The organism is Plantactinospora sp. DSM 117369, assembly GCF_053764795.1.
In genome coordinates, this window is the sequence record NZ_CM132446.1 from 9,175,076 (window position 1) to 9,196,749 (window position 21,674).

Sequence of the window (21,674 nt, forward strand, 5' to 3'; positions counted from 1 at the left end):
CCGGCGCCGGCGTCCGCGAATCCATATTGAGGTGTCGAGGCGCCGACCCGCGCCGCCGCAACCAGGCATCCGGCAGCAGGCGAGCACTGGACGGGTAAGACCTCCGTTAATATGGCCTAATGGCGATATCCCGACGACCCGACGTTCTGGTTATCGGTGCGGGCGTCATCGGACTGTCCACCGCGGTCCGGCTCGCCGAGGCGGGACTCTCGGTCCGGATCCGGGCCGCCCGGCCGCCGCAGGAGACCACCTCCGCGTCCGCCGGGGCGAGCTGGGGGCCGTACGAGTTGACCGACGAACGCGTCCTGCACTGGAGCGAGCAGACCCGGCTGACTCTGGAGAAGATCGCCGAGGACCCGTCGTCCGGCGTCCGGCTCGTCCGTGGTCTGGAGGTGGCGCCCTTTCCACTGGAGCCGCCGGCCTGCGTCCGCGACCTGAACGACTTCGAACTCTGCCCCGCCGACCAGCTACCGCCCGGCTACGTCAGCGGCTGGCGTTACACCAGTCCACTGGTGAACATGCCGGCATATCTGGAATACCTCACCGGGCGCCTGATCGACCGGGGCGGCACTATAGAAATCGGCACTGTCGCCTCATTCAAGGAACTCGTCGGCGCCGCCGGCGTACTGGTGAATTGCACCGGACTCGGCGCCCGCTATCTGGTCCCGGACGACCAGGTCTTCCCCACCCGGGGCCAACTGGTGGTGGTCGACAATCCGGGAATAGAAACGTTCTTCCAGGACTGGGCCGAACACGAGGACATGACGTACATCCTGCCGCACGGCAGTCACGTCGTACTCGGCGGCAGTGCGACCCCCGGCTCGGAAGATCTCACGCCGGATCCCGTCCGGGCAGCGGCGATCGTCGAACGCTGTGCCGCCGTCGAGCCGCTGCTCCGCTCCGCCCAGATCCGGCGCGTCCTGGTCGGGCTGCGACCGAGCCGGCCGAGCGTACGGATCGAACGCGATCATGTCGACGGCAATCTCCTCATCCACAACTACGGTCACGGCGGCTCGGGGCTCGCCCTTTCCTGGGGATGCGCCGACGAGGTGCTGGCGCTGAGCGGGCTGGTCTGACCGGAGACGGTCAGCGGCCGCTCCGAGCCGGACGGCCCTCGGGACCACCCGAGCTATTCTGAAAGTTCGTCGCACCCGTCACCGCCGACGGCTTCGCGTTTCCCGCACCCCGGTCCCCCGCCATCTGCCGGCAGCCCGCCAGGGAGATTCGAGACCATTCGACGGGAGGTCGTGTGACCAGCAGAAGACGCTCTCTCGGCAGTACTCCACTCTGGCTCCTCACCGCGCTCGGCCTCGCCACCACCGCATTCGGGGTCTATCTCCAGACCAGCGGCAAGGAGCAGATCTTTCAGATCATCGCCGGCGCGCTCGCGGCGTTCGGTGGCGCCATCGTCGGCGCCGCGACCAGCCTCTACGTCGCCTCGGGCGACGGCCGCGACACGTTGCTCGCGGTCCGCGAGATGCTCGCCCACTCGCTCGACGTGCGACTGCGCTCGACGGAGGCGGCCCTGTCCCCGATCCGGCGGCACTGGCACTACTACCACCTGACGAAGCGGGGCGGCCGGTTCCGCTGGCGGCACACCGACTATCACTTCGAGCAGACCGGTACACCCGGCTCCATCGTGCTGAACATCGCCGACACCGACCCGAACGGCGACCAGCGGTACCGGAGCGAGGCGGCCATCCGGGGCGACCGGCTGATCCTGGTCGAGTCGCCGGAAGAGGGCAGCACCGAAGGACCGATCGTCGCGATCACCCCGTTCTTCACCGAGGTGTTCCGGCGGGTCCGGCCCGGATTCGCGCTGCTGCGCTCCTGGGACGGCGAAGACATGGTGACCCGGTGCATCTGGAGCACCAGCGCCCTGGTGCCCTCGACCGGTCAGGACGTGAGCGACGAGGACGGCCGCGTCCTGGACGATCTCTGGGAGCGGTCGTTCCTGGCCGGTCACCACATCTTCCCGTCGGTCGGCCACAACCCCCCGGGACCGGCCCGGACAGCGGGACCCGGGCTAGGCGTACCCCCGCAGCGGTCGATCGACCTGGCGGCGCCGCTCTCCCCGGCGGTACCAGCCGGAGATCCGACCGCAAAACCGCAGATGTCCGACTGACAGGTGCGGATCCGCTGTTACAGCATCTGGACAGGACAGATCATTGTGTCCGTGTCCGGTCCATCGGTCGCGGGGAAGGCGCAGGAAGATGAACATGATCCGCAAGTACGGCAAGGCCCTCGCCGCCGTCGCCGGGGCGGCGCTCACGGTCGCGTACGGCGCGCTCTCCGGAGACCAGCGCATCGAGCCGGACGAGGCGGTGCAGATCGCGATCGCCGCCGCGACCGCGATCGGTGTCTACCTGGTGCCGCTGACTCCGCAGTACCGGTGGGGCAAGACCGCCGTCGCCGTGGTGCTGAGTGTGCTCCAGGTACTGGCCACGGTGATCCTCGGTGGACTGGACTCGAACGAGTGGATCGCGCTGCTGCTGGCCGCGCTGACCGTGCTCGGCGTCGGTGCGGCTCCGGCGGTCTCCAGCAACGGGACCAGCAACGCGACGCCCCGCCAGCCCACCCCCACCACCAGCCAGCCGGCCTGACCGACCAGGGTCGGCGCCGGGGCGCGGCCCGTCCCGGACCGGACGGGCCCGCCGCCCGGCATCAGCGCCCGGGATTACGGCGCGCGTCGATGGCCGGTTACGTGACCGTGGCGGTCCGGTCACGATGATCAGTTACGTTGATCCCTCCCGTACCCCCAGAGCCTCGGGAGGCATCCGTGCCGCACATCCGACGTCGCCGTATCCGGCTGACCCTCACCGCCACCGCCGCCACCGCGGCGATCGCCGCGTCCCTGCTGGTCGCGTCCCCGGCCGGCGCCACCCCGCCCGGCATCCCGTCCAAGGCCACCGCCCAGTCGAACCTGAACGCGCTGACCGTCGCCGCCCAGGACTCGATGACCGGCTACAGCCGCGACCTGTTCCCGCACTGGATCACCATCAGCGGCGCCTGCAACACCCGGGAGACGGTGCTGCGGCGGGACGGCAGCGGAGTGGGCGTGGACAGCTCCTGCTACCCGACCTCGGGAAGCTGGTACAGCCCGTACGACGGGGCGACCTGGACCAACCCGGCCGACGTCGATATCGACCACATCGTGCCGCTCGCCGAGGCGTGGCGCTCCGGGGCCAGCTCGTGGACGACCAGCCGCCGGCAGTCGTTCGCCAATGACCTCAGCGGGCCGCAGTTGATCGCGGTGACCGACAACGTGAACCAGGCCAAGGGCGACCAGGACCCGTCCACCTGGAAGCCGAGCCGCACCGCCTACCACTGCACGTACGCCAAGATGTGGATCCGGACCAAGTACAACTGGGGTCTCCGGTTGCAGTCGGCGGAGAAGAGCGCGTTGCAGACGATGCTGAACACCTGCTCCTCCTGATCCGACGTCCCAGCCGAGCCGGCCGGTCCCGAGCACTCCGCTCGGGACCGGCCGGTTTCGGGCCCCGTCAGGCTCGCCTCCGGCTGTCATCCGTAGCCTGGGTCGGTGCGATTCGGGGTGTTGGGGCCGCTGGCCGTCTGGACCGACCACGGTGAGCCGGTCACGATCCCGGGCCGGAAGGTCCGGGCCCTCCTGGCCGACCTGCTGATCTCTCCGGGCCGCCCGGTCTCGGTGGACCGGCTGGTCGAGGACCTGTGGGGGACGGCGGCGCCGGCCGACCCCACCGCCGCGCTGCACGTACGGGTCTCGCAACTGCGCCGGGCACTGGCCGGGGCCGAGCCGAACGCCCGGGACCTGGTGGTCTCGCAGGCGCCCGGGTACGAGCTGCGGGCCGACCCCGACGCGGTGGACGCGGCGACCTTCGCGGCGCTGGTCGGGCAGGCACAGGAGGCCGACGACCCGCGTACCCGGGCCGGGCTGCTCGCCGACGCGCTGGCGCTATGGCGGGGGGACGCCCTGGCCGACTTCGCCGACGAGGAGTTCGCCCGTACTGCCGTGGCCCGCTGGGAGGAGCAGCGGCTGACCGCCGTGGAGGCGTACGCGGAGGCGCGGCTGGAGCTGGGCGAGCATGGTGAACTCGTCGGCGAGCTGGCCGAGCAGGTGGCCCGGCATCCGTACCGGGAGCGGCTGCGGGCGGCCCACCTGCGGGCCCTGCACCGGTCCGGCCGGACGGGCGAGGCGCTGGACAGCTTCCAGGAGCTGCGGCGCAGCCTCGCCGACGAACTGGGCCTCGATCCGGGGCCGGAGTTGGCGTCGCTGCACCGGGCGATCCTGGCCGGTGACCCGGCCGAGGACCCGCGCGCACCGGCCCGGCGGCGGCTGCCGGCCGGGGTGGCCCTGCCGGCACCGGTGACCGAGCTGATCGGGCGGGACCATGCCGTACGGCGGGTCCGGGAGCTGCTGGCCGCCGGCCGGCTGGTCACGCTGACCGGGCCGGGCGGGGTGGGCAAGACGACCGTGGCGCTCGCGGTCGCGCGGGCGGTGGTCGAGGCGTACCCGGACGGGGTCTGGCTGGTCGACCTGACCACCTGGGACGGGCTGGGCGACCCGGCCGAGCTGGTCCTCTCCGCACTGTCCATTCCGGACGCCCCCGGTGCCGCCGAGCCGGCGGGCGAGCGGCTCGCGGCCGTGCTGCGGGAGCGGCGGACCCTGCTGGTGCTGGACAACTGCGAGCACGTCGTCGAGCCGGTCGCCGGGCTGGTCGGCGACCTGCTGCCGGCCGCACCCGGGCTGGCGGTGCTGGCCACCAGCCGGGAACCGCTGCGGCTGCGTGGCGAGGCCCGCTGGGAGCTGCCGCCGCTGGACCTCCCCGACACGGACGACCCGGACCGGCTGGCCCGGTCGTCCGCCGTACGGCTGTTCCTGGCCCGAGCCGGCTTGCCGGCGACACCGGAGACCGTCGCCGGGGTGGCGGAGGTGTGCCGGCGGTTGGACGGCATCCCGCTGGCGCTGGAGTTGGCCGCGACCCGGGTGCCGGTGCTTGGCGTGGCCGAGCTGGCGGCCCGGTTGCGGGTGCCGCAGGACCGGTTCGGGCTGCTGGCCACCGGGCCGCGTGACGCGCCGGCCCGGCAGCGCACCCTGGCCGCCGTGATCGACTGGAGCTGGCGGCTGCTGACCGAGCCGGAGCGGGCGGTACTGCGCCGGCTGGCGGTGCACTCCGGCGGCTGCACGCTGGCCGCCGCCGAGGCGGTCTGCGCCGGGGACGGGGTGGCGACCGGTGAGGTGCTGGACCTGCTGGCCGGGCTGGTCGACCGTTCCCTGGTGGTACGCGCCACCGCGTCGACCGGCGGTGCCGGGCCCCGGTTCCGGCTGCTGGAGTCGGTCTCCGCGTACTGCCTGGACCGGCTGCGGGAGGCTGGCGAGGAGGGGGCGCTGCGGCGCCGGCACGCCGACCACTACCTGGCGCTCGCCGAGCGGGCCGACCGGGAACTGCGCGGGCCCGGCCAGCGGGAGCGGCTGCGCCGGCTGGACGACGAGGGCGCGAACCTGCGGGCAGCGCTGGAGACGTACCGGCGCGAGGGCGCGGCCGAGCCGGCGTTGCGGTTGGCCACTGCCCTGGTCTGGTACCGGTTCCTGCGCGGGCGGCTCACCGAGGCCCGCCGGGCCCTGGCCGGCGCGCTGGCCGTACCCGGTGCGGCGCCGGACGTGGTCCGGGCCGCAGCCGTTGCCTGGCACGCCGGCCTGGCGATCCGGCAGGGCCAGGCCGGTCCGGAGCTGGCGGCGGAGGCGCTGCGCGGCTACGACAAGGTGGCGGACCCGCTCGGCCGGGCCCGGGCCGAGTGGTTCCTGGCCAGCTCGATGATCGACTTCGGTGACGCGGCCGCCACCGGCGAGCTGCTGGCGCGGGCGCTGGACACGTTCCGGTCCGCCGGCGACCGGTGGGGCGAGGCGGCGGTGCTGAGCCTCCGGGCGATGCTCGCGCACATGCGGTCCGACTCGGCCGCGCTGGAAGCCGACGCCCGGCGCAGCGCCGAACTCTTCGGGGAGCTGGGCGACGACTGGGGAGCGCTCCAGGCGACCGACTGGCTGATCGGCCTGGCGGACCTGACCGGCGACCGGGCCGAGGCCGCCCGGCTGAGCCAGGAGGGCCTGCGGATCGCCGAGGAGCTGGGACTCCGGTCCGAGGTGCCCGGACGGCTGGCCTGGCTGGGCTGGATCTCGGTGCAGCTCGGCGACTACCCGGGCGCGCTGGAGCACGCGGAGCAGGCGCGACGGCTCGCCGCCGAGCAGGGGCAGCGGTCCGGCGAGGTCTTCGCCACGATCACACTGGCCTTCGCCGCGCGCCGGGACGGCCGGCTCGACCGGGCCGACGAGCACCTGCGCTGGCTGCTCGCCTCGGGCCGGCAGCAGCAGACCGGGGACGCGCACCCGCCGTACCTGGCGATGGTGCTGACCGAGCTGGGCCGGCTGGCCGGGCAGCGCGGCGAGCCGGCGGCGGCGCTGGCCTGGCACCGGGAGGCGTTCGACGTGGCCCGGGACCAGGAGTCGGTGCCGGAGATGGCGTCGGCGCTGGAGGGCATGGCCGACGGGCTGCTCCGGGACGGGCGGGCCGACCTGGCCGGGCAACTGCTCGGCGCGGCCGACGCCGCCCGGCGGGAGTCCGACTACCAGATCTCCGACTTCGACCGGGCCGAGCTGGACCAGCTCACGGCGGCGGTCCAGGCCGCCGCGGGGCCGGACTTCGCCGCCCTGTTCGCCCGCGGCGGTGCCCTCGGCACGGCTCAGGCCCGGTCCCTGGCGGACGGGGACCGGGCCTGACCGGGTGATCGCGGGGCCTACTTGGGTACGTAGATGTGCACGGCGATGCCGGAGTCGAACCGGTCCACGTCGGCCAGCGACAGGTGCGTGGTGTCGAAGCCGGCGCCCTCGAAGAGGTGCTTGCCGGCACCGACGATCACCGGGAAGTACCAGAAGTGGAACTCGTCGACCAGGCCGTGCTGCACCAGCGTCCGGTCCAGCTCGCCGGTGCCCCACTTCAGGATGTTCCGGCCCGGCTGCTCCTTCAGCTTCGCGACCTCCTCGGCCACGTCACCCTTGATCAGGGAGGCGTTCCAGGTGGTCTCGGTCAGGGTGCGCGAGGCGACGTACTTCGGCATCGCGTTCATCACGTCGGCGTCCGGGTCGCCGGCCCGGGCCGACCACGCCTCGGCGAATCCCTCGTACGTCACCCGGCCCAGCAGCAGGGCGTCCGCCGAGTCCATCAGCTTCTGGGCGTAGCCGGCGTGGTCGGCGTCCCAGTACGGGTGGCCCCAGTGCTGCGGCTCCGCCCGGGATGCCGTGGACGGGCGGGTGTCGTCGATGACGCCGTCCAGCGAAACGAAGGTCGACTCGATGAGCTTGCGCATGGTCTCTGCTCCCTGTGGTCTCTGCCGGCGTTCCTCGTTGCCGCCCGCCTGATGACCACACTCTGCCGCCCACGCCTTACGATTTCCTTCCGCCGGCCCCTACGGTGGCCCGCCGGCCCGGAGACAGGGTCGGCGCCCGGCTATTTCCAGCGGAAGTGAACGAAGAGCCGGCCGAAGTTCTTGGAGTCCTTCTCGACCCGGTGGTAGAGCTGCTTGATCTCCTTCTGGTCGAGGAAGCGCAGCACCCGCTTCTTGAGCTGCCCCGACCCCTTGCCCGGGATGATCTCGACCATGGTGGCCTTCTTCGCCACCGCCTCGTCCATGATCCCGCGCAGCGCACGGTCGATGTCGTGGCCACGGTTGAAGATGTCGTGCAGGTCGAGCTTGAGCTTCATCGGCGGGTCACCGGCCGGGCAGCGTCCATGGCACCCGATCGTAGGCGGAGCGGCCGGGCGGCGATCACCGCCGACCGCCGACCCGGGTCTCGACGCGCTCCAGGGCGATCCGGTAGTCGTCGTTCTCCGCGTACATCGCGGCGGCGATCCGGAGGTGCCGGAGGGCTTCCTCCGGGCGGCCGACCCGTTCCAGGGTGCGGCCCAGCACGTGGTGCGCGTAGTGGTCGCTCGGGTCGCGGTGCACCAGCGTGCGCAGTTGCTCCTCGGCCCGGGCGAGCTGCGCCGACTGGAAGTACGCGCGGGCGAGCAACTGCCGTACGGAGGCGTTGTCGGGCTCGGCCTCGACAATGGGCTCCAGCAACCGGGCAGCTCCGGACGGGTCCCCGGTCTCGAAGTACATGGTCGCCCGCCGGTATTCGGCCAGAAGATCCACTAGACCCACCTCCTCGTGTCGCGTCTACTTCCCCCCGACGCTGGCACAACACCGCCAGTACCGCGACTGTTCCGATCGACGGGATCGTGACGGCGACGGCCGCCGAGGAGGGCGGGCAGTTCGGCTCACCGGTGATACCGCCCTGTCGTCGTGATGACAGGGCGGTATCACGCTCTTCGGGCATATACCGGCCAGCGGGCCCGGTGCCGGCTCGGGGGAGGCCGACTTCCTCCGCTGCAGTGCCGGGGTGAGCGGGGGCCGGTCAGGCCCGGTGGGAGCGCAGCTCCCAGGCGCGTACCCCGCCGATGATGCCCGCGCTGTTCGGCACCACCACCACGTCGTCGCCCATCCGGGCGAGCTGCTCCGGGCGGACCAGCCGGGAGTTGCCACCGCCCAGATAGAGCCGGTCCCAGAGGAAGACCGGGCGCAGCCCGTCCACCACGCCCCGGACCCGGCGCGACCAGAACGCGTCGCCGAGCCGGCGCCGCTCGTGCTCGCCGATGTAGGTGTCGTAGCTCATCCCCCACCGGACCGGCGCCTGCGACAGCTCCAGGTGCGGGGCGAGCAGCCCCCCGTCGAAGAGCGCGCAGCCCAGCCCGGTGCCGAGGGTCAGCACCAGCTCCAGCCCGGTCCCGGCGACCACCCCGGCGCCGTGCACCTCGGCGTCGTTGAGCACCAGCGTCGGGAGCCCGAACGCGTCGGTGAGCGCGCTGCGCACGTCGAAGCCCGACCACTCGGCGACCAGGTCCGGGTCCGGCTTGGTGCGCGGCCCGGCCCGGGTGACGTAGTGCGGGGTGGCCACCACGACGCCGTGCCGGAGCATCCCGGGCATCCCCACGGTGACCCGGTCGGCCGCCGGCAGCCGGCCGGCGAGCGCGAGCAGCGTCTTGACGAAGAGCGCGGTCGGCAACGGGTACGGGGTCGGTACCCGGAGCGGCCGGGTGCGCATCGTGCCGGCGTCGTCGAGTACGGACGCCTTGATCCCACCGCCGCCGCAGTCGATCGCCAACGTGGTCATCACAGGGATCAGTCTGCTACTCCACCGCCGGGGCGCACCCGGACGGGCGGATAGCATCTGAAGTCTCTTAACGCTTCCCCACGGTTGGAAGCCGGGGGATTTCTGGCTCGGGCTGCACCCGACCGACCTTCCGGAAGGAGGTGATCGCATGTCTCACGTCGTCGGCACCAGCACGGTCACGTTCTGCCGTGGCGAGGATGGTCCTCGCGGCGTTCCGGTCGCGGCAGGCGGTGTGTCCGCAGGTGTCGCACCGGAAGACTCTGACACCCAGCCCGAGGCGGTGCTTGGCTCTCGTACCGCACTGCGAGCAGGTCATCGTGGTATAGGCGGGCGGCACCAGCACCACCTTCCGGCCCGCCCGCGTGCCACGGTCGACCAGCTCCCGCTTCGCCGCCCCGATCGCCGCATCAGCGGCCTTACGGGCCATCCGGGACTTGGTCAGGAATGTCGGCTTGAAGTCCTCGACGGCGATCAGGGCGTGGTTGTCGACGATCTTCTTCGCCCAGATCCGGGCGTCGTGGGTGTTCTGCCGGGCCGCCTTCTTCGCCAGCTTCGCCGCCTGCCGCTTGGCCCGCAGGTAGCCGTTCGACGGCGTGACACCCTTCGATCGCCGACGGCGGGCCATCCGCCGCTGGAGTTTGGCCAGTTCGGCGGCGCACCGTTTCCGGTGGCCGAGGTACGGCAGGTCGTAGGCAGCATCGGTCGTGGTCGCGGTCGTCGTGACACCCCAGTCGACACCGATCGCACCCTCAGCAACGGGGGCGGCGACAGCCTCACGGCGCACGACGAAGGAGGCGTACCAGTGCCCGATCGAGTCCTGGTAGACGCGGACGCTGGTCGGGTCGGACGGCAGTTCGCGGGACCAGACGACCGGAATGGTGACGCCGCCGGGCAGCCGCAGCCGACGGTCACGGATCGAGAACCCACGCGTGGTGTATTCCAGGCTGGGCCGGGCGTCCTTACGTCGCTTCGGCCTCGGCCGGCCCCGTCCCTTCACCTTGAAGGAGTGCTGGAGGGCGCGAGCGTAGGTACGCAGCGTCTGCTGCTGCGCGACCTGAGACCCGTCCCGCAACCACGACGAGCGGGCCCGCGCCTCGGTCAGCAGCTTCGACAACTTGCCGAAGGTCGGCCTACGGCCCGACTTCTGCTGGTGGACGGCCTCGTTCCACAACCAGCGACACCGCCCCCACTCCGCCAACAGCACGGCCTCCGCGGTCGCGCCAGGGCGCAACCGGTAGGTGTACCGCAGCGTCACGCCCGCAAGCATCTCAGCCGCATCCGACAGTTCGCCCGCAGAGGAGTCGACGCCATACTCGCAATCACCACCACGCCTGACCGCCCACTCCTCCCCAGGGCCAAAGCCAGGGGTTTCCCGGGCGGCTCATCATGAGCGCCACGCTGATCGCCAAGGACCTCGCCGCCGGACACGGCGACCGGGTGCTCTTCGCCGACCTCGAACTCGTCGTCGCCCCCGGTGACGTGGTCGGAGTCGTCGGGGCCAACGGCGCGGGCAAGTCGACGCTGCTGCGTACCCTGGCCGGGCTGCAACCGCTCGAACACGGCACCCTGGCCCTCAACCCGCCGTCGGCGACCATCGGCCACCTGCCGCAGGAGCCCGACCGGCGGCCCGGCGAAACGGTCCGGGCGTTCCTCGGCCGGCGCACCGGGGTGGCCGCCGCGCAGGCCGAACTCGACGCGGCGACCGAGGCGCTGACCGACGGGGTCGCCGGAGCCGACGACCGGTACGCGACCGCGCTGGAGCGCTGGCTCGCCCTCGGCGGCGCCGACCTGGCCGAACGGGCCGACCAGATCGCCGCCGAGCTGGGCCTGGCGGTCGACCTGGAACAGCCGATGACGGCGCTCTCCGGCGGCCAGGCGGCCCGGGCCGGGCTGGCGTCGCTGCTGCTCAGCCGCTATGACATCTTCCTGCTGGACGAGCCGACCAACGATCTCGACCTGGCCGGGCTGGCCCGGCTGGAGGAGTTCGTCACCGGGCTGCGCGCCGGCACGGTGCTGGTCAGCCACGACCGCGAGTTCCTGACCCGGACGGTGACCCGGGTCCTCGAACTCGACCTGCACCAGCAGCAGGTGCGGCACTACGGCGGCGGCTACGCGGCCTACCTGGAGGAGCGCGAGGTGGCCCGCCGGCACGCCCGCGCCGACTACGAGGAGTACGCCGACACCCGCGCCGCGCTGGAGGCCCGGGCCCGGTCCCAGCGGGCCTGGATGGAGAAGGGTGTCAAGAACGCCCGGCGGAAGGCGTCCGACAACGACAAGATCGGCCGGAAGTTCCGCACCGAGGCGACCGAGAAGCAGGCGGCCAAGGCCCGGCAGACCGAACGGCTGATCGAGCGGCTGGACGTGGTCGAGGAGCCGCGCAAGGAGTGGCAGCTCAAGATGGAGATCGCCGCCGCGCCCCGGGCCGGTGCGGTGGTGGCCGCGCTGCGCGGCGCGGTCGTCCGGCGTGGCGACTTCACCCTCGGCCCGGTCGACCTCCAGGTGGACTGGGCCGACCGGATGGTGATCACCGGCGCCAACGGCTCGGGGAAGTCGACTCTGCTGGCGGCCCTGCTGGGTCGGCTGCCGCTGGACACCGGGCACGCGTCGCTCGGCCCCGGCGTGGTGGTCGGCGAGGTCGACCAGGCCCGGGGACTCTTCGTCGGCGGGCAGCCCCTGCTGGACGCCTTCGGCGCCGCCGTACCGGACCTGGTGCCGGCCGACGTGCGGACCCTGCTGGCCAAGTTCGGGCTGCGCGCGGCGCACGTACTGCGGCCCGCCGACACCCTCTCGCCGGGTGAGCGGACCCGGGCGGCCCTGGCCCTGCTCCAGGCCCGGGGCGTGAACCTGCTGGTCCTGGACGAGCCCACCAACCATCTCGACCTGCCGGCGATCGAGCAGCTCGAATCGGCGCTGGAGTCGTACCCGGGAACGCTGCTGCTGGTCACCCACGACCGCCGGATGCTGGAGACGCTCCGGGCCACCCGGCACGTCCGGGTCGACGCCGGCCGGGTCACCGAGTCCTGACCGCCGCGCCGGCATCGACGGCTGTTTCTTCCGCCGCCCGGCTGGGCAAGAACTACCCCATGCTCAGATGGGAGTACGCCCTGTTGGTGCGCCGGCGCCAGCCCCGGTTGGACGACACCGGCTGGGAACTCGCCTACACCTGGTACGGCCCGGACGGTGCCGTGCTCGACGTCTCCCCGTACGGGGACACCGCACTCGCCCACCTCAACCGGGCCGGGGCCCAGGGTTGGGAGCTGGTCTCGGTGACCGAGGACGGCAGCCAGCAGGGCAGCGCCGAACTGCACCGCTACCACCTGAAACGGGTACTCCGGGCGGTCGCGTCCCGGCCGCGGCTGCGCAACCTGGGGCGGGCCGGCCGGCGCGCCGCCACCGGCTGACCCCTCGGCCCCACCGATCACCGGAGGCAGAGCCGGGCCAGGCGTAGACCGGACGATTCCGGGTAGCCCCGGCCGGGAGGTGGTGATGGTCGCGCAACTGCAGAGGGCGCCCTCCGGCGAACGGTTGCGGGCGATCGACGGGTTCCTCGGCATGGCGTACGCCGACCTCGTCAAGCACGACGACCGGCTGGGTGGCACGGCGGTGGAGGTACGGTTCGACCGGGGCGTGGCGCACCTGACCGGCGAGGTGGCCGACCGGGACGAGTTGGCTCTGGTCCGGCGACTCGTCGGCCGGCTCGACGGCGTACTGGCGGTCTGGTCCCGGGTGCGGGTGGGTGGGCGCGACCCGGTGGTGATGGATCTCGGTTGCGGCGCCGCCAAGCAGTACCCCGGCAACCTCGGCCTCGACCTGCGGGTGGCGCCGGGGGTGGACGCCCAGGCCGACCTCTCCGGCCCGCTGCCGCTGGCCGGCGACTCGGTCGACGTGATCTTCACGGTGCACATCCTGGAGCACTTGATCGACTTCCTGAGCCTGGTCGACGAGTGCCACCGGGTACTCCGGCCCGGCGGCGTACTGCACGTGATGAGCCCCTGGTGGGGGCATGTCAACGCGGTCGCCGACCCGACCCACGTACGCCTGCTCGACGTGCAGACGATCAAGCACATCTGCCAGCGCCATCCCGGTGCGCCCCGGTGGTACCCGCTGCACGCCGGCTGCGACGGCGCGTCGATCTTCGCCGACCTCACCCCGCTGGGCCCGGACGACCCCGGCCCGGACCCCAGCCACCTGGCCCGGTTCTTCGACTGAGCCCGGCCGGACCGGACCGGAAATAGGGGTATCCGCCGAGCTGGAAGGCATGTAGCGAAGCCCGGCGGGAATGCACCGATGTCGGATCGGGCGAGCGTTCGGGGAGGCCGGTAGATGCGTGCCGTCATGTCTGAGTCGTTTGGGGCGATGCCAGAGGTCCGGGAGATGCCGGAGCCGACGCCCGGTGCCGGCGAGGTGAAGATCGAGGTACAGGCCTCCTCCCTGAACGGCTTCGACGCCAAACTGGCCGGAGGCTTTCTGGCCGGCGAGGTCGAGCACCAGTTCCCGGTGGTGCTCGGCCGGGACTTCGCCGGCATCGTGACCGAGGTCGGGCCGGGCGTCAGCGGCTTCATGCCCGGCGAGAAGGTCTTCGGCGTGGTGGCCAAGCCCGGGCTCGGCGACGGCTCGTTCGGCGAGTACGTGGTCGTGCCGGAGGAGATCGGCCTCGCACCGCTGCCGGCCGGGCTCGACTACCGGGCCGCCGGCGTACTCGGCCTGGCCGGGGTCGCCGCGCTGGCCAGCGTGGACGCGGTCGCCCCGGTGCACGGCGAGACACTGCTGATCTCCGGGGCCACCGGCGGGGTCGGCCACTACGCCGTCCAGCTCGCCGCCGCGCGGGGCGCGACGGTGATCGCCACCGCCGAGGCCGGGCCCGCCGCCGACCTGCTGCACGAACTCGGCGCCGCGCACACCGTGGACCACCGGACCGACCTGGCCGCACAGGTCCGGCAGCTCGCCCCGGACGGGGTGGACAGCGCGGTGCACCTGGCCGGCGACCCGGAGCTGATCGCCGACCTGATCACCCCCGGCGGCCGGTTCTCCTCCACTCTCGGGGTGGACTCCGAGCAGCTCGGCGACCGGGCGCTGAACGTCACGGCAGTCGACGCGATCCCGGACCGGCTCGTGCTCGACCACATCGCCACCGAGGCCGCCGCGGACCGGCTGCGCCCGTCCATCGCCCGCACCTACCTGTTGGACGAGGTCCCGCAGGCGTTCGCCGACTTCAACAACAGCGGTACCGTCGGCAAGCTCGCCGTGGCGATCGGCTCGGCCGGATAGCGGTGCCGGTCGTAGTAGGTAGGGTCTGTACATGATCGTTGTGGAACTGCGCTTCACCGGCGACCCCGCGGCCCGGCTGGCCGCCCGGCCGGCCCACCGCGAACTTCTGGCCCGACTGCACGCCGACGGTGCTCTGCTGGCGGCCGGGCCCTGGGCGGACGACTCGGGCGCGCTGCTGCTCTTCGACGCGGACGAAGCGGCGGTACGGCGGGCCCTCGACGTCGACCCCTACTACCGGACGCCCGGGGTCAGCGTGGTCGCGGTGCGGCCCTGGACACCGGTGGTCGGCGGCCCGGCGACGGCTGGCGGCGCGGCCTGAACCGCGCCGTCCGGAACCGGTGCGGAGGGACGGCGCGGCCGGCACAGGCCGCCGGCTAGCGGCGGGGTTGCGGCTGCCCGGGCTTCGCCGCCTGTACGGCCCAGTTGAGCGCGTAGTCCGCGACCTCCTCCCAACCGGGCTGCCCCACCGTGTAGTGCGGCCGGCCGGGAAACTCCTTGTACCCGGTGACCGCGCTCGACTTCCGGTAGCGCCCGGCGGTCGCCTTCGTCACCGACGGCGGCACCACGTGGTCGGCGCCGCCGGCGATCAGCAGCAGCGGTGCCCGGCGCTCGTTGCCGAAGTCCACCCGCAGCGCGGCCCGGGGGTTCAGGTTCGCCAGCGCCGCCTCGAACAGCACGTGCCCGGCGGCCGGTACGTGGTAGCGCCGGTAGACCCGCTCCGCCTCGGCCCGGGACATGGTGTTGGTGAAGGCGTAGTGGAACTCGTCCAGGCTCAGCGGTACGGCCCGGTGCCGGTTCGCCGGGTTGCGCAGCACCGGCAGGCTGGCCCTGAGGGTGGAGAGCGGGAGCCGGACCACTCCCTTGACCGCTGCCGGGTCGATCGCCACTCCGGCCGCGCCCAGCCCACGGTCCAGCAGCATCTGGGCGAACGCCCCGCCGATCGAGTGCCCCATGATGATCGGCGGGGTGGGCAGGTCGCGGATGATCCGCTCGTAGTGGTCGACGATCTGGCCCGAGGTCAGCTCCGCGATCGCCCCGGAGTCGCGGCGCAACGCCTCGACGTCGGAGTCCATGCCGGGCCAGGCCGGCGTCAGCACCTCGAACCCGGCACTCCGGTACCGGTCGGCCCAGTGCTCCCAACTCCGGGAGGTCAGCCACAGGCCGTGGATCAGCACGATGGTGTCGGGTCGGGTCGGTTCAACGGGTAGGAGGGGCATGATGTCCTCTTCCGACGTGATGTCCTCTTCCGGCGGATGTTCGCTTCCGGCGTGATGTTCTCTTCCGGCGCGCTGGGCAGCCACTTCCGGGCTTGCCGTCGGATACCCCTGACCGGCTGCCGCAACCCCGGCCATACGCCCCCACCAGGCGGGGCGTACGGCCGTCGGGGCGCTGGCTACCGGTCGAGTCGCCGGTACAGGCGTACCGAGAGCGGGAGGAAGATCGCGGTCAGCAGGATCGGCCAACCCAGCGCCAGCGGCACCGCGTAGCGGCCGAGCCAGGAGCTTTCCCCCCAGCCGGGATTCTCGAAGAGTTCCCTGGTGGCGGAGACCGTCGCGGAGAGCGGGTTCAGTTCGGCCACGACGCCCAGCCAGCCCGGCATGGTCTCGGGCGCGACGAGGGCGTTGGAGAGGAACAGCACCGGCCAGACCAGCACCTGCAACGCGACCAGCGCCTCCGGGTTACGCAGCAGCAGGGCGAGGTAGATACCGACCCAGAGCACGGCGAACCGGAGTAGCAGGAGCAGCCCGAACCCGGCCAGCGCGGCGGCGAGGCCGCCGTGCCACCGCCAGCCGACCGCCAGTCCACACCCGACCATCACCGCCAGCCCGAGCGCGGCGTGCAGCAGGTCGGCGACGCTGCGGCCGACCACCACCGCCGAGCCGGCCATCGGCAGCGCCCGGAACCGGTCGGTGATCCCCCGGGCGGCGTCGGTGGCAACCGCGGCGTAGGTGGCCTCGATGCCGAAGAGCATGGTCATCGCGTACATGCCCGGCATCAGGAACTCCCGGTAGCCGCCACCGCCGGGCACCGCCATGCCGCCGCCGAAGAGGTAGCCGAACATCAGTACCACCATGATCGGAAACAGCAGGCCGAGGACGATCTGCACCGGTTGACGGGTCCAGTGGAGCAGGTCGCGGCGGGTGACCGTCCAACTGTCCGCGACCACCCAGCGCAGCCGGTGCGCGGCATTTCGCGGCGGGGACGGGATCGTCGTCGTGGTCATCGCGCCACCTCCCGGTTCTCGTCGCCGGCCCGTTCGCCGTCCCCGGGACGGGCGCGGCCGGCCGGTACGGCGGCAGTGCCGGCACCGGATGTGCGCTCGGCCCGGGCGTCGGTGCGTGCCTCGGTCCCGGTACCGGTGAGGTGCAGGAACACCTCGTCCAGGGTCGGCCGGCGCAGCGCGATGTCCTCGGCCGCGACGCCCCGCTCGTCGAGCCCGCGCACCAGCGCGGTGAGGGTGCCGATCCGGTCCCGCACCGGCGCGCTGATCCGCCGGTCGTCGTCGTCCCGGGCGACGGGACCGTCGGTGATCCGCCCGAGCAGCGCGGCCGCCTCCGGCAGGTCGTCGACCCGGTGCAGCACGACGTCGATCCGGTCGCCGCCGAGCCGGCTCTTCAGGGCGTCCGGCGTACCGTCGGCGACGATCCGGCCGGCGTCGACCACCGAGATCCGGTTGGCGAGTTGGTCCGCCTCGTCGAGGTACTGAGTGGTGAGCAGTACGGTCGTGCCGGCGCCGACCAGGGCGCGTACCGCCGCCCACACCTCGTTGCGACCGCGCGGGTCGAGCCCGGTCGTCGGCTCGTCGAGGAAGAGCACCGCCGGGGCCAGGATCAGCCCGGCGGCCAGGTCGAGCCGGCGCCGCATCCCGCCCGAGTACCGCCCGACCGGCTTGTCCGCGCTGTCGGTCAGCCCGAACCGGTCCAGCAGTTCGTCCGCCCGGCGGTCGGCCACCGCACCGGGCAGGTGGTAGAGCCGCCCGAACATCGCCAGGTTCTGCCGGCCGGACAGGATCTCGTCCACAGCCGCGTACTGCCCCACCAGCCCGATCCGGTAGCGGACCTGGTCGGGCTGGTGGGCCACGTCGTAGCCGGCCACCTCGGCGCGACCGGCGTCGAACCGGAGCAGGGTGGTGAGGATGCGTACCGCTGTGGTCTTGCCGGCGCCGTTCGGCCCGAGCAGGCCGTGCACGGTACCGGTCGGGACACGCAGGTCGAGCCCGTCCAGGGCGAGCCGGTCGCCGTACCGCTTGCACAGCCCCTCGGCTCGGATCGCCAGAGCGTTGTCGTGCATGACCATTCCAATCATGTACGCCGTACAGGGTTACGGCCACAGACTATCGCGTACGCTGTAAGGAATTCAAGCCGGGGAGAATGACGAGGTGACGACGGAGTACAGCGGCAGTGGTGACCCGAAGCGGAGCATGGAGTTGCTCTGGGGCGTACCCGATCGCCCCCGGCGGGGCCCGAAACCCAAGCTCACGGTGGACCGGATAGTCCGGGCGGCGATCGAGATCGCCGATCGCGAGGGGCTGGCGGGCCTGTCCATGCGACGGGTCGCGGACGAACTCGGCGTCACCGCGATGTCCCTCTACACGTACGTGCCGGGCAAGGCCGAACTGATCGACGTGATGGTCGACACCGTGCACGCCCGGACCGTCCGACCGGACGACGACCAGGGCGACTGGCGGAGCCGGCTGGAACGGCTGGCCCGGGAGAACTGGGACCGCTACCGCCGGCACCCCTGGCTGCTCCAGGTCGCGACCAGCCTTCCGGTGCTCGGCCCCAACTCGGTGGCCAAGTACGACCGCGAGCTCACCGCCGTCGCCGGGCTCGGCCTGACCGACATCGAGATGGATTTCCTGGTCGGCCTGGTCGCCGACTACGTGCACGGCGCGGTACGCGGCGCCGTGGAGGCCGCCCAGGTGCAGCAGCGCACCGGGATGACCGTCCAGGAGTGGTGGGAGCGCTTCGCACCCCTGCTGGAGCAGGTGTTCGATCCCGAGCGGTATCCCGTGGCGGCCCGGGTCGGCGCGGCGGCCGGTGCCGAGCACAACGCCCCGGCCGACCCGGCCCGCTCGTTCGAGTTCGGGCTGCAACGGGTGCTGGACGGCATCGAGGCGTTCGTGCGAGCCCGGGCCGCCCAGCAGGGGCTTGCCGAGTGACCGTGACGGGGGTCGGCTGAGATCCTTCCGGTTCCGTTGGGGGTGTCCGTGCCGCCGCCGTCCCTCGCCGACCCCGCCGCGCTGCGCCGTGGCCGGGTCGCGGTGTCGCTGCTGTTCCCGCTCCTCGGGATGGCCATCGGTACCTGGACGGCCCGGATCCCCGCGGTCACGCGGACAGCCGGGCGAACGGCTCGACGGAGAGCCTCCGACACCCCGTTGCCCGCCCCGACGGCGCTTGGATATATTTACCTCCGTCGTCATGTGGGAGCGTTCCCATAGCGGCGCGCCAGCGAGCACGGACGGGGTGAGGTCGGCGGCATGAGCACGATCCGGCTGCTCGTGGTGAACGGCTGCAGCTTCGCCCGGGGTGCCGAACTGGCCGAACCGGAACGGGACGCCTGGCCGGCCGTACTCGGCCGGGAACTCGGCATCGGCGTGGTCAACCTGGCCTGCGACGGCGGCTCCAACCGGCGGGCCGTCCGGACCACGGTGCAGCACCTGGAGTCGATCCGGGCGGCGCACGGGATCGGGTACGACCAGCTCCTCTTCGTCAACATGTGGACCGCGCTGAGCCGCAACGAATACCACGACAGCGGGATCGAGGACGGGCCGGTCCGCCCCGACCTCGGGGTACGCCCGGCGCTCCCCGGCGAGCTGCACTGGCAGCGGGTGGCCGACTGGAAGGCCGCCGAGGGGGACAAGCCGTCGAAGGCGTACCTCCGGCACCTGTTCAGCACCACCGGCGAGACGGTCAACTTCTTCGTGGACTGGCTGCTGCTGGAGCACCACCTCACGGGTCGCGGGGTACCGAGCCGGTTCGCGTTCGCCTGGGAGATCCTGCCCGACCCGATCCCGGCCGAGGCGGTACCGGTGATGCGCGCGCTCCGCGCCGACCTGGTCTTCGGAGCGCTGCCGCCCCGACCGGAGGAGACCTTCCGGGAGATGGTCTTCGGCCGGGTGCCGTTCGGCGACTGGGACCATCCGCTCCGGGAGGGGCACCAGCACTTCGCCGCCGCGATGTTGCGCTGGCTCGACGCTGACGAGCGGCTGCGGTTTCCACTGAGCGGACGGAGCCGCCGATGACCGTACAACCGATGACCGTACGACCGGTGACCGCCGCCGCGCCCGGCGCGGCGGCGGATCCGGCCGGATGGGCCGGTCCCGGGCTGGTGTCGGTGATCATGCCGGCCCGCAACGGCGCCGCGACGATCGGCGCGCAACTGGCGGCGCTGGCCCGGCAGACCTACTCCGGGCGCTGGGAACTCGTCGTGGTCGACAACGGCTCCACCGACGGTACGCCCGAACTGGTCGCCGCGTTCGCCAGCCGGCTGCCCGGGCTCCGGCTGCACCGGGCGGGCGCCCGGGCCGGCACCAGCTACGCCCGCAACGAAGGCTGCCGGGTGAGCCGGGGCGAGCTGCTGCTCTTCTGCGACCAGGACGACGTGGTCGCGCCCGGGTGGGTGGCCGAGATGGTACGCGGACTCGCCGAGTTCCCGGCCGTCGGCGGCCACGTCGAACGCCGGCTGCTCAACGACGACGTCTCGCTGGCCACCCGCCCCGAGAAACCGGCCGGCTCGCTCCAGGAGGGATTCGACTTCCTCCCGTACGCGCTCGGCGCCAACTGCGGGGTACGCCGGGCCGTCTTCGAGGAGCTGGGCGGCTTCGACCCCGCCTACCGGTACGGCTCGGACGAGGTGAGCTTCTTCTGGCGGGCCCAGCTCGCCGGGTACCCGATCGGGGCGCTGCCGGACGCCGTGGTGCACTACCGGCTGCGCCGCCGGCTCCGGGAGATGGCCCGGCAGTACTACTCGTACGGCCTCAGCCACCCCCGGCTGTACCGCGACTTCGCCGCCGCCGGGTTACCCCGCTCGATCCGGCCGGCCGCCCGGGAGTGGCGCTGGCTCCTGCGCCACCTGCCCGATCTGGTCCGGTCGCGCACGTCCCGGGCCGTCTGGGTGACCCGGTGCGCGATGCGCTGCGGCCGGATCGTCGGCAGCCTGCGCAACCGGGTCGTCTTCCCGTAACCTCGCCGGCTGGCCGGCCGGCGACGGACGGCCGTCCGTCGCCGGCCGGTCGTCGTCGGCCGGGTAGCGCACCCCGGTCCGGGCCCGGACTTCGTCCAGGATCCGCAGCACCGCCACGGTGTCGGCCAGGGTGGCGAGCGGGCTCTCGGTCAGCCCGGCCCGCAGGCAGCGCATCACCTCGACCGCCTCGTGCACGAACCCTTCCCCCTGGTAGGGCACCTCGACGATCCGCGGCTCGCCGTCGCCGGAGTGCAGGGTCAGCCGGGCGGGCCGGAAGAACCCCCGGTCCAGCTCGATCCGGCCGGCGCTGCCGCAGACCGTGGCCGTCCACGGCGTGTCGGCGACGATCGAGCAGGAGAGGCTGGCCAACGCCCCGTCCGGATAGCCCAGCACCAGCGCGGTGGTCTCGTCGACGCCGTACGGGCTCAGCGTGGCGAGCCCGGTGACCGAGTCGGGCGCCCCGAGCAGCAGGTGGGCCAGGGTCACCGGATAGACCCCGAGATCCAGCAGGGCACCGCCGCCGAGCGCCGGATCCCGCAGCCGGTGGCCGGGATCGACCGGCCCCACCAGGCCGAAGTCCGCCTGCACCAGCCGGGGCACCCCGACCGCGCCGTCCCGGACCAGGGTGACCAGCCGGCGGATCGCCGGTACGCAGCGCATCCACATCGCCTCCATCAGGAAGAGGCCGGCGGAGCGGGCCCGGGCCACCAGGTCGACGGCCTGGCCGGCGTTGAGGGTGAACGGCTTCTCGCAGAGCACCGACCGCCCGGCGTCCAGGCAGAGCGCGGTGGCGGCGTGGTGGCTGGCGTGCGGGGTGGCCACGTAGACGACGTCGACCCGGTCGTCGGCGGCGAGCCCGGCCCAACTGCCGTGGGCATGCGGGATCGCGTACCGGGTGGCGAACCGCTCGGCCGCCTCCCCGGTACGGGAACCGACCGCCACCACCTCGGCGTCCGGCAGCCGCAGCAGGTCCTCGACGAACCGGCCGGCCATCCAGCCGGTGCCGAGCACGCCCCAGCGCACCGGCCGGACG

20 protein-coding genes and 2 pseudogenes are annotated in these 21,674 nt (G+C 72.8%); 13 read left to right on the plus strand and 9 right to left on the minus strand.

The window, feature by feature from the left end; genetic code table 11:
- Positions 1–119 precede the first annotated feature (119 nt).
- From ACSMXO_RS39305 to ACSMXO_RS39325, 5 genes are all read left to right on the plus strand, one after another.
- Complete coding sequence (locus tag ACSMXO_RS39305; RefSeq protein ID WP_346257264.1) at positions 120–1,076, plus strand: FAD-dependent oxidoreductase; 957 nt, start codon at positions 120–122, stop codon at positions 1,074–1,076.
- Positions 1,077–1,249: 173 nt separating this feature from the next.
- Complete coding sequence (locus ACSMXO_RS39310; RefSeq protein ID WP_455415824.1) at positions 1,250–2,125, plus strand: hypothetical protein; 876 nt, start codon at positions 1,250–1,252, stop codon at positions 2,123–2,125.
- Positions 2,126–2,213: 88 nt separating this feature from the next.
- Complete coding sequence (locus ACSMXO_RS39315) at positions 2,214–2,603, plus strand: hypothetical protein (RefSeq protein ID WP_346257262.1); 390 nt, start codon at positions 2,214–2,216, stop codon at positions 2,601–2,603.
- Positions 2,604–2,779: 176 nt separating this feature from the next.
- Complete coding sequence (locus tag ACSMXO_RS39320) at positions 2,780–3,436, plus strand: HNH endonuclease family protein (RefSeq protein WP_455415825.1); 657 nt, start codon at positions 2,780–2,782, stop codon at positions 3,434–3,436.
- Between the two features lie 105 nt (positions 3,437–3,541).
- Positions 3,542–6,754: a BTAD domain-containing putative transcriptional regulator gene (locus tag ACSMXO_RS39325; RefSeq protein ID WP_455415826.1), complete on the plus strand. Its 3,213-nt coding sequence runs from the start codon at positions 3,542–3,544 to the stop codon at positions 6,752–6,754.
- 17 nt (positions 6,755–6,771) lie between these two features.
- Here ACSMXO_RS39325 and ACSMXO_RS39330 read toward each other — a convergent pair whose 3' ends face one another.
- From ACSMXO_RS39330 to ACSMXO_RS39350, 5 genes are all read right to left on the minus strand, one after another.
- Positions 6,772–7,341, minus strand: a complete 570-nt coding sequence (locus tag ACSMXO_RS39330; protein ID WP_455415827.1) for a dihydrofolate reductase family protein — start codon at positions 7,339–7,341, stop codon at positions 6,772–6,774.
- A gap of 140 nt (positions 7,342–7,481) precedes the next feature.
- Positions 7,482–7,736, minus strand: a complete 255-nt coding sequence (locus ACSMXO_RS39335; RefSeq protein WP_130461848.1) for a Smr/MutS family protein — start codon at positions 7,734–7,736, stop codon at positions 7,482–7,484.
- Between the two features lie 64 nt (positions 7,737–7,800).
- Complete coding sequence (locus ACSMXO_RS39340) at positions 7,801–8,169, minus strand: tetratricopeptide repeat protein (protein WP_346257259.1); 369 nt, start codon at positions 8,167–8,169, stop codon at positions 7,801–7,803.
- Positions 8,170–8,431: 262 nt separating this feature from the next.
- Entirely contained in the window at positions 8,432–9,190 is a 759-nt protein-coding gene (locus ACSMXO_RS39345; RefSeq protein ID WP_346257258.1) for an ROK family protein, read from the minus strand.
- 64 nt (positions 9,191–9,254) lie between these two features.
- Positions 9,255–10,442 carry an RNA-guided endonuclease InsQ/TnpB family protein gene (locus tag ACSMXO_RS39350; RefSeq protein ID WP_455415828.1) on the minus strand — a complete coding sequence of 396 codons (1,188 nt, stop codon included), beginning with the start codon at positions 10,440–10,442 and terminating at the stop codon, positions 9,255–9,257.
- Between the two features lie 131 nt (positions 10,443–10,573).
- On the opposite strand from ACSMXO_RS39350, the gene ACSMXO_RS39355 reads away from it, so the two are divergent.
- From ACSMXO_RS39355 to ACSMXO_RS39375, 5 genes and pseudogenes are all read left to right on the plus strand, one after another.
- The gene (locus ACSMXO_RS39355; RefSeq protein WP_455415829.1) at positions 10,574–12,211 is read left to right on the plus strand and encodes an ABC-F family ATP-binding cassette domain-containing protein; all 1,638 of its coding nucleotides are present in this window, start codon (positions 10,574–10,576) and stop codon (positions 12,209–12,211) included.
- A 59-nt stretch (positions 12,212–12,270) separates the two neighbouring features.
- A pseudogene (locus tag ACSMXO_RS39360) lies at positions 12,271–12,519 on the plus strand (hypothetical protein); the annotation flags it as partial.
- Positions 12,520–12,673: 154 nt separating this feature from the next.
- The gene (locus tag ACSMXO_RS39365; protein WP_455415830.1) at positions 12,674–13,396 is read left to right on the plus strand and encodes a methyltransferase domain-containing protein; all 723 of its coding nucleotides are present in this window, start codon (positions 12,674–12,676) and stop codon (positions 13,394–13,396) included.
- 126 nt (positions 13,397–13,522) lie between these two features.
- On the plus strand, positions 13,523–14,455 hold the full coding sequence (locus ACSMXO_RS39370) for an NADP-dependent oxidoreductase (RefSeq protein ID WP_455415831.1): 933 nt from the start codon (positions 13,523–13,525) through the stop codon (positions 14,453–14,455).
- A 31-nt stretch (positions 14,456–14,486) separates the two neighbouring features.
- Positions 14,487–14,774 carry a YciI family protein gene (locus ACSMXO_RS39375; RefSeq protein WP_346257253.1) on the plus strand — a complete coding sequence of 96 codons (288 nt, stop codon included), beginning with the start codon at positions 14,487–14,489 and terminating at the stop codon, positions 14,772–14,774.
- 55 nt (positions 14,775–14,829) lie between these two features.
- On the opposite strand, the gene ACSMXO_RS39380 is transcribed toward ACSMXO_RS39375, so the two are convergent.
- The 3 genes from ACSMXO_RS39380 to ACSMXO_RS39390 all read right to left on the minus strand — a co-directional run bounded on the left by ACSMXO_RS39380 (position 14,830) and on the right by ACSMXO_RS39390 (position 17,746).
- Positions 14,830–15,672: an alpha/beta hydrolase gene (locus tag ACSMXO_RS39380; protein WP_455415832.1), complete on the minus strand. Its 843-nt coding sequence runs from the start codon at positions 15,670–15,672 to the stop codon at positions 14,830–14,832.
- A 176-nt stretch (positions 15,673–15,848) separates the two neighbouring features.
- Complete coding sequence (locus ACSMXO_RS39385) at positions 15,849–16,679, minus strand: ABC transporter permease (protein ID WP_455415833.1); 831 nt, start codon at positions 16,677–16,679, stop codon at positions 15,849–15,851.
- On the minus strand, positions 16,676–17,746 hold the full coding sequence (locus tag ACSMXO_RS39390) for an ATP-binding cassette domain-containing protein (protein ID WP_455415834.1): 1,071 nt from the start codon (positions 17,744–17,746) through the stop codon (positions 16,676–16,678). The genes ACSMXO_RS39385 and ACSMXO_RS39390 overlap by 4 nt, the downstream gene beginning before the upstream one ends.
- 88 nt (positions 17,747–17,834) lie before the next feature.
- Between ACSMXO_RS39390 and ACSMXO_RS39395 the strand changes: the two genes are divergently transcribed.
- From ACSMXO_RS39395 to ACSMXO_RS39405, 3 genes are all read left to right on the plus strand, one after another.
- Positions 17,835–18,617, plus strand: coding sequence for a TetR/AcrR family transcriptional regulator (locus tag ACSMXO_RS39395; RefSeq protein WP_346257249.1), 783 nt, complete (start codon positions 17,835–17,837; stop codon positions 18,615–18,617).
- Between the two features lie 318 nt (positions 18,618–18,935).
- On the plus strand, positions 18,936–19,700 hold the full coding sequence (locus ACSMXO_RS39400) for a DUF6071 family protein (protein ID WP_455415835.1): 765 nt from the start codon (positions 18,936–18,938) through the stop codon (positions 19,698–19,700).
- Positions 19,697–20,641 carry a glycosyltransferase family 2 protein gene (locus ACSMXO_RS39405; protein ID WP_455415836.1) on the plus strand — a complete coding sequence of 315 codons (945 nt, stop codon included), beginning with the start codon at positions 19,697–19,699 and terminating at the stop codon, positions 20,639–20,641. Before ACSMXO_RS39400 ends, ACSMXO_RS39405 begins: the two co-directional genes overlap by 4 nt.
- 63 nt (positions 20,642–20,704) lie before the next feature.
- On the opposite strand, the pseudogene ACSMXO_RS39410 reads toward ACSMXO_RS39405, so the two are convergent.
- Positions 20,705–21,664: pseudogene (locus ACSMXO_RS39410) on the minus strand (Gfo/Idh/MocA family protein); the annotation flags it as partial.
- Between the last annotated feature and the right edge of the window lie 10 nt (positions 21,665–21,674).